Origin of the sequence: Streptomyces sp. NPDC048257, assembly GCF_043201855.1 — a bacterium.
GTDB lineage: Bacteria > Actinomycetota > Actinomycetes > Streptomycetales > Streptomycetaceae > Streptomyces.
On record NZ_JBICZI010000038.1, the window covers coordinates 1 to 7,836 of the forward strand.

Sequence of the window (7,836 nt, forward strand, 5' to 3'; positions counted from 1 at the left end):
TCGTTGGCGGAGGTGTGGCGGGCTGCTGGTGTGCGTCCGGGTGCGGTGATCGGTCATTCGCAGGGTGAGATTGCTGCTGCGTGTGTGGCGGGGATTTTGTCTCTTGAGGATGCGGCGCGGGTGGTTGCGTTGCGTAGTCAGGCGATCGGCCGGGGGCTGGCGGGTCTGGGCGGCATGGTGTCGGTGCCGCTGCCGGCGAGGGATGTGCGGGAGTTGATTGCTCCGTGGGGTGAGGAGCGGATTTCGGTTGCCGCGGTGAACGGGCCGTCCTCGGTGGTGGTTTCCGGTGACGTGCAGGCTCTGGATGAGCTGTTGGTGTCGTGTGAGTCGGTGGGTGTTCGGGCGAAGCGGATTGCGGTGAATTATGCGTCGCATTCGGCGCAGGTGGAGTTGTTGCGGGAGGAGCTTGCGCGGTTGTTGGCTCCGGTTGTGCCGCGGGTTGCCGAGGTGCCGTTCTTGTCGACGGTGACGGGTGAGTGGGTGCGGGGTCCGGAGCTGGATGGGGGGTATTGGTTCCGTAATCTGCGTCGGACGGTGGAGTTTGAGCAGGTGACCCGGACGTTGCTGGAGCAGGGTTTTGGGGTGTTCGTCGAGTCGAGTCCTCATCCTGTTCTGACGGTGGGTATGCAGGAGACGGTCGAGGATGCGGGTCGTGAGGCTGCTGTTCTTGGTTCCCTGCGCCGTCATGAGGGGGGTCTGGAGCGTTTTTGGCTGTCGTTGGGTGAGGCGTATGTCCGTGGTGTGAGTGTGGACTGGGATGCGGTCTTCGCGGGCACGGGTGCCCGGCGGGTGGACCTGCCCACCTACGCCTTCCAGCAGGAGCACTACTGGCTCGAAAGCGGCACCGCCGAGGACGTCACGGCCACCGCCTACCCCGTCGACGCTGTCGAAGCCCGCTTCTGGGAAGCCGTCGAGCGCCAGGATGTGGCGGCGCTCACCGCCGAGTTGGACGTCGACGAGGACGAGAAACTCACCGCGCTCCTGCCCGCGCTGTCGTCGTGGCGCCGACAGAGCCGTGAGCAGTCCACCGTGGACGGCTGGCGCTACCGCGTCACCTGGAAGCCTGCGCCGGAGCCCACGACGGCCCGCCTGTCCGGCACGTGGCTGGTCGCCGTTGCCGACGCCCTGACCGATTCCCTGCCCGGCGGCCCGACCGACGCGTGGACGGCCGCTGTCCTGCGGACGCTCGCGGAACACGGCGCCGACGTACGGCAGATCGCGGTCGGCCGGACGGAGAACACCCGGGCCGTTCTCGCCGAACGGATACGTGACGTACTCGCGGACGGTCCCGCACTGTCGGGCGTCCTGTCCCTGCTGACCCCGGCGGGGGCCGACGAGCCGTTCCACGTCTCCGCGCCCGGCGGTGTGATCGCCACCCTGTCCCTCGTCCAGGCGCTCGGTGACGTCGATGTGGCCGCACCCCTGTGGTGCGTCACGCGCGGCGCTGTCGCCACCGGCCGTTCCGAGCAGGTGGCCGACCCCGCGCAGGCACCGGTATGGGGCCTGGGCCGGGTGACCGCGCTGGAGCACGGCGAGCGCTGGGGAGGGCTGATCGACCTGCCCGGCACGGACGCCGTGGACGACCGGGCACTGACCCGGCTCGCGGGTGTCCTGGCCGGTGACGCCGCCGAGGACCAGGTGGCGGTGCGCGCCTCCGGCCTCTTCGTACGCAGGCTCGTACGCACCCGTCTCGCCGAGACGCCCGCCGTACGGGAGTGGCGTCCTCAGGGCACCACCCTCGTCACCGGCGGTACGGGCGCGCTGGGCGCGCACGTGGCCCGCTGGCTCGCCGGGAACGGCGCCGAGCACCTGCTCCTCACCAGCCGCCGAGGCCCCGACGCGCCCGGAGCCGCCGAACTCCGCGAAGAACTCACCGCCCTCGGCGCGCGCGTGACCATCGCGGCCTGCGATGTGAGCGACCGGGACGCCGTCGCCGCCCTCATCGCCGCCGTTCCCGCCGACCAGCCCCTCACCGCCGTCGTGCACACGGCGGCCGTCCTCGACGACGGGGTCATCGAGGCGCTCACGCCCGAGCAGATCGAGCGCGTCCTGCGCGTGAAGGTCGACGCGACGCTGCACCTGCACGAACTGACCCGCGATCTCGACCTGTCGGCGTTCGTGTTCTTCTCGTCCTTCGCCGCCACCTTCGGCGCCCCCGGCCAGGGCAACTACGCGCCCGGCAACGCGTTCCTGGACGCCTTCGCCGAGTACCGCCGGGCAGCCGGACTGCCCGCCACCTCCATCGCCTGGGGCCCCTGGGGCGACGGCGGCATGGCCGAGGGCGCGGTCGGTGACCGGATGCGCCGCCATGGAGTCATCGAGATGTCGCCCGAGCGTGCCGTCTCCGCACTCCAGCACGCCCTGAACCGCGACGAGACGACCCTGACGGTCGCCGACATGGAGTGGAAGCGCTTCGTCCTCGCCTTCACCTCCGGCCGCGCCAGGCCTCTGCTGCACGACCTGCCCGAGGCGCGGGAGGTCATGGACAGCATGGGCACGGACGCCGCGGAGGACACCGGCAGCGCTGCCGCGCTGGCCCGGCAGCTCACCGGCCGGCCCGAGGCCGAACAGGAGCGACTGCTCCTCGAACTGGTCCGCACCGCCGTCGCCGCCGTCCTCGGATACGCAGGACCCGACGCGGTCGAAGCGGGCCGGGCCTTCAAGGAGCTGGGCTTCGACTCCCTCACCTCCGTCGAACTGCGCAACCGCCTGAACACGGCCAGCGGCCTCAAGCTGCCGCCCACCCTCGTCTTCGACTACCCGACCCCCACCGTTCTCGCCCGGCATCTGCGGGCCGAGTTCTTCGGACAGGGCGCCGCGGCCGCCGCCCACGTGCCGACGGCCGCGGTCTCCGACACCGAGCCGATAGCCATCGTCGCAATGAGCTGCCGCTTCCCCGGCGGGGTCCGCAACCCCGAGGAGCTGTGGCAGCTGCTCACCTCCGACGGTGACGCGCTGTCCCAGTTCCCCCTGGACCGCGGCTGGGACGTCGACGCGCTGTACGACCCCGACCCCGACGCGCAAGGCACCTCGTACACCCGGGAGGGCGGCTTCCTGTCCGACGCCGCCTCCTTCGACTCGTCGTTCTTCGGCATCTCGCCGCGCGAGGCCCTCGCCATGGACCCGCAGCAGCGGCTGCTCCTGGAGACCTCGTGGGAGGCGTTCGAGCGCGCCGGCATCGACCCTGACACGCTGCGCGGCAGCCAGTCCGGTGTGTTCGTCGGCACCAACGGCTCCGACTACGCCAACCTCGTACGGGCAGCGACGGACGGCCTTGAGGGGCACCTGGCCACGGGCAGCGCGGGCAGCGTCGTCTCCGGCCGGCTCTCCTACACCTTCGGCCTCGAAGGCCCGGCCGTCACCGTCGACACCGCCTGCTCGGCCTCGCTCGTCGCCCTGCACCTCGCGGTACAGGCCCTGCGCAACGGCGAATGCTCGCTCGCCCTCGCCGGTGGCGTGACGGTCATGTCGACGCCGGGCACCTTCATCGAGTTCAGCCGTCAGCGCGGACTCTCCACCGACGGACGCTGCAAGGCGTTCTCCTCGGACGCCGACGGATTCAGCCCCGCAGAGGGCGTCGGCATGCTGCTCGTCGAGCGTCTGTCGGACGCGCGGGCCAAGGGGCACCCGGTGCTTGCGGTGGTGCGTGGTTCGGCGATCAACCAGGATGGTGCGAGCAACGGTCTGACGGCTCCGAACGGTCCGTCGCAGCAGCGCGTCATCCGCCAAGCCCTCGCCAACGCCCGCCTGTCGGCCGCGGATGTGGACGTCGTCGAGGCGCACGGTACGGGTACGACCCTCGGTGACCCGATCGAGGCGCAGGCCCTGCTCGCCACCTACGGGCAGGAGCGTCCGGCCGGACAGCCGCTGCTGCTCGGTTCCATCAAGTCCAACATCGGCCACGCCCAGGCGGCGGCCGGTGTCGCGGGCGTCATGAAGATGGTGCTCGCCATGCAGCACGGAGTGCTGCCGCAGAGCCTGCACATCGCTGAACCCACGCCGCACGTCGACTGGAGCGCGGGCGAGGTCGCCCTGCTGACCGAGGAGCAGGCGTGGCCTGAGACCGGCCGCCCCTGGCGGGCCGGCGTCTCGTCCTTCGGCTTCAGCGGCACCAACGCCCACGCCATCATCGAGCAGGCTCCGGCCGAAGCGGGATCCGACGACCGGGAGACCCCTGCGCTGCCGGCCGAACCCCTACTGGCCGCGATCACCCCGGGCGACACCGCGTCCGACCGGTCCGCCGTGCTGCCCTGGACCCTGAGCGCCAAGAGCGAGAAGGCGCTGCGCGGCCAGGCCGAGCGTCTGCTGACACAGCTCACTACCCACTCTGACCTGCGGCTTGTCGATGTCGGCCACTCCCTGGCGACGACCCGAAGCGCGCTCGACCAGCGCGCCGTCCTGATCGGACGGGACCGCTCCGACTACGTCGGAGCCCTGACCGCTCTCGCGGCGGAGGGCACCTCACCCCTGCTCGTGAAGGGGGCGGTCGTCGGGGGGAAGACGGCCTTCGTGTTCCCCGGACAGGGGTCGCAATGGGTAGGCATGGCAGAAGCGCTGTTGGACGCTTCACCCGTGTTCGCTGCCCGGGTGGATGAGTGTGCGAAGGCGCTGGAGCCCTTCACCGACTGGTCGCTGCGCGATGTACTGCGCGGCGTCGAAGGCGCGCCGTCGTTGGAGCGGGTGGATGTGGTTCAGCCTGCTCTGTTTGCGGTGATGGTGTCGTTGGCGGAGGTGTGGCGGGCTGCTGGTGTGCGTCCGGGTGCGGTGATCGGTCATTCGCAGGGTGAGATTGCTGCTGCGTGTGTGGCGGGGATCTTGTCTCTTGAGGATGCGGCGCGGGTGGTTGCGTTGCGTAGTCAGGCGATCGGCCGGGTGCTGGCGGGTCTGGGCGGCATGGTGTCGGTGCCGCTGCCGGCGAGGGATGTGCGGGAGTTGATTGCTCCGTGGGGTGAGGAGCGGATTTCGGTTGCTGCGGTGAACGGGCCGTCCTCGGTGGTGGTCTCGGGCGAGGTCGAGGCTCTGGGTGAGCTGTTGGTGTCGTGTGAGTCGGTGGGTGTTCGGGCGAAGCGGATTGCGGTGGATTATGCGTCGCATTCGGCGCAGGTGGAGTTGTTGCGGGAGGAGCTTGCGCGGTTGTTGGCTCCGGTTGTGCCGCGGGTTGCCGAGGTGCCGTTCTTGTCGACGGTGACGGGTGAGTGGGTGCGGGGTCCGGAGCTGGATGGGGGGTATTGGTTCCGTAATCTGCGTCGGACGGTGGAGTTTGAGCAGGTGACCCGGAGGTTGCTGGAGCAGGGTTTTGGGGTGTTCGTGGAGTCGAGTCCTCATCCTGTTCTGGCGGTGGGTATGCAGGAGACGGTCGAGGATGCGGGTCGTGAGGCTGCTGTTCTTGGTTCCCTGCGCCGTCATGAGGGGGGTCTGGAGCGTTTTTGGCTGTCGTTGGGTGAGGCGTATGTCCGTGGTGTGAATGTGGACTGGGATGCGGTTTTCGCGGGCACGGGTGCCCGGCGGGTGGACCTGCCCACTTACGCTTTCCAGTCGCAGCGGTTCTGGCCGGAGGCTGCTCCTGTCGAGGCGGTGGCGGTGTCCGCGGAGAGTGCGATCGATGCCCGGTTCTGGGAGGCCGTCGAACGCGAGGACCTCGAAGCGCTGGCCGGCACTCTCGCTTTGGATAGCCCTGACGCGATTGGCTCTTTGGGGACGGTCCTTCCCGGTCTGTCGTCGTGGCGTCGGCAGAGTCGTGAGCATTCGACCGTGGACGGCTGGCGCTACCGCGTCACCTGGAAGCGGATTGCAGACCCTTCCCCGGCTCGCCTGTCGGGCACGTGGCTGGTCGTCGTCCCCGAGGCCCTGACCGGCTCGCTGTCCGGCGGCTCGGGTGATGAGTGGATGGCTGCTGTCCTGCGGACGCTCGCCGACCGTGGCGCCGAGGTCCGTACCGTGACCGTCTCCGCCGACGCGGCCGATCGTGACCGGCTCGCCGCCACGCTCAAGGCCGAGACGGGCGAGAGCGCCCCGGCCGGCGTCCTGTCCCTCCTCGCCCTCGCCGGTGAGGGCGCCTTCACCGCCGAAGGCGCTGCGCTCCGTGCGCACGCCGGGCTCCTCGCCACCGCCGCGCTCGTCCAGGCACTCGGTGACGCCGATGTGGCCGCACCCCTGTGGTGCGTCACGCGCGGCGCTGTCGCCGTGGCCCGTTCGGAGCGGCTCCAGGACCCGGCGCAGGCGCTCGTCTCGGGCTTCGGCCGCACGGTCGCCCTGGAGTACCCCGACCGTTGGGGCGGTCTCGTCGACCTGCCGCAGCAGGCCGACGACCGTACGCTCGAACGTCTTGTGGGTGTTCTGGCCGGTGACGGCTCCGAGGACCAGGTGGCGCTGCGCGCTTCGGGTCTCTTCGGCCGCCGTCTGGTCCACGCACCCCTCGCGGACACCGCCCCCGTACGGGAGTGGCGCCCGCAGGGCACCACCCTCGTCACCGGCGGTACGGGCGCGCTGGGCGCGCACGTGGCCCGCTGGCTCGCCGGGAACGGCGCCGAGCACCTGCTCCTCACCAGCCGCCGAGGCCCCGACGCGCCCGGAGCCGCCGAACTCCGCGACGAACTCACCGCCCTCGGCGCCCAGGTCACCCTCGCCGCCTGCGACATGGCCGACCGCGACGCCGTCACCACCCTCATCGACGCGATCCCCGCCGACCGGCCCCTCACCGCCGTCATGCACACGGCCGGTGTCCTCGACGACGGCGTCATCGACGCGTTGACTCCGGAGCGGTTCGCGACCGTGCTCGCCCCCAAGGCGGACGCGGCTCTCACCCTCCACGAGCTCACCCGCGATCTGGACCTGTCGGCGTTCGTCCTCTTCTCCGGTGTCGCCGGCACGCTCGGCGACGCGGGACAGGGCAACTACGCCGCCGCGAACTCCTACCTGGACGCCCTCGCCGAGCAGCGTCACGCCGACGGCCTTGCCGCCACCTCCGTGGCCTGGGGCCGCTGGGGCGACAGCGGGCTCGCCGCGGGCGGCGCGATCGGTGAGCGGCTCGACCGCGGAGGCGTGCCCGCCATGGCACCCCGCTCGGCGATCCGTGCGCTGCAGCAGGCCCTCGACCACACGGAGGCGGCCGTCGCCGTCGCCGACATCCAGTGGGAGCGGTTCGCGCCCGGCTACACGGCCGTACGGCGCAGCCCGTTCCTCGGCGACCTGCCGGAGGTGCGGCAGCTCGCCGAGTCCGCTCCGGCAGCCGGCGAAGCGGGCGGGGACTCCCCGGCCGAGGCGCTGCGCCGACGGCTCGCCGTCATGCCGCAGGCCGAACAGGCCCTGGCCGTCCTCGAACTGGTCCGCTCCCACGCGGCCACCGCGCTGGGCCACCCCACGACCGACGAGGTGGGCGCGGGCCGTGCCTTCAAGGAGCTCGGATTCGACTCCCTGATCGCGCTGGAGCTGCGCAACCGCCTCAACGCCGCCACCGGGCTGAGGCTGCCGGCCACGCTCGTCTTCGACCACCCGACCCCGACGGTCCTGGCCGAGTTCCTCCGGGCCGAGATCACCCAGGACGGCAGTGCCGGGGCCGCCCCGGGCATCGCGGAACTCGAAAAGCTGGAGTCCGCGCTGTCCGTTCTCGACCCGGACAGTGAAACGCGTACCGACATCGCGCTGCGTCTGCAGGCTCTCCTTGCGAAATGGGGTGAACCGCACACCGAATCAAGTGGCGAGGCCGTGACCGAGAAACTTCAGGAGGCCACGCCCGACGAGCTCTTCGACTTCATCGAGAAAGAGTTCGGTATTTAGCACAGCGGACAGCAGGCAGTAGCAGCGCAAGGGTTTGTGACGAGAAGCATGGGTGAGGTT

Annotated in this window: 1 protein-coding gene; it reads left to right on the plus strand. The window is 70.8% G+C overall.

All coding sequences use genetic code 11. The annotated features are described in order from the left end of the window. The coding region (locus ACGFZK_RS36130) for a type I polyketide synthase (RefSeq protein WP_393853069.1) at positions 1-7,776 on the plus strand (7,776 nt) is incomplete at its 5' end. Between the last annotated feature and the right edge of the window lie 60 nt (positions 7,777-7,836).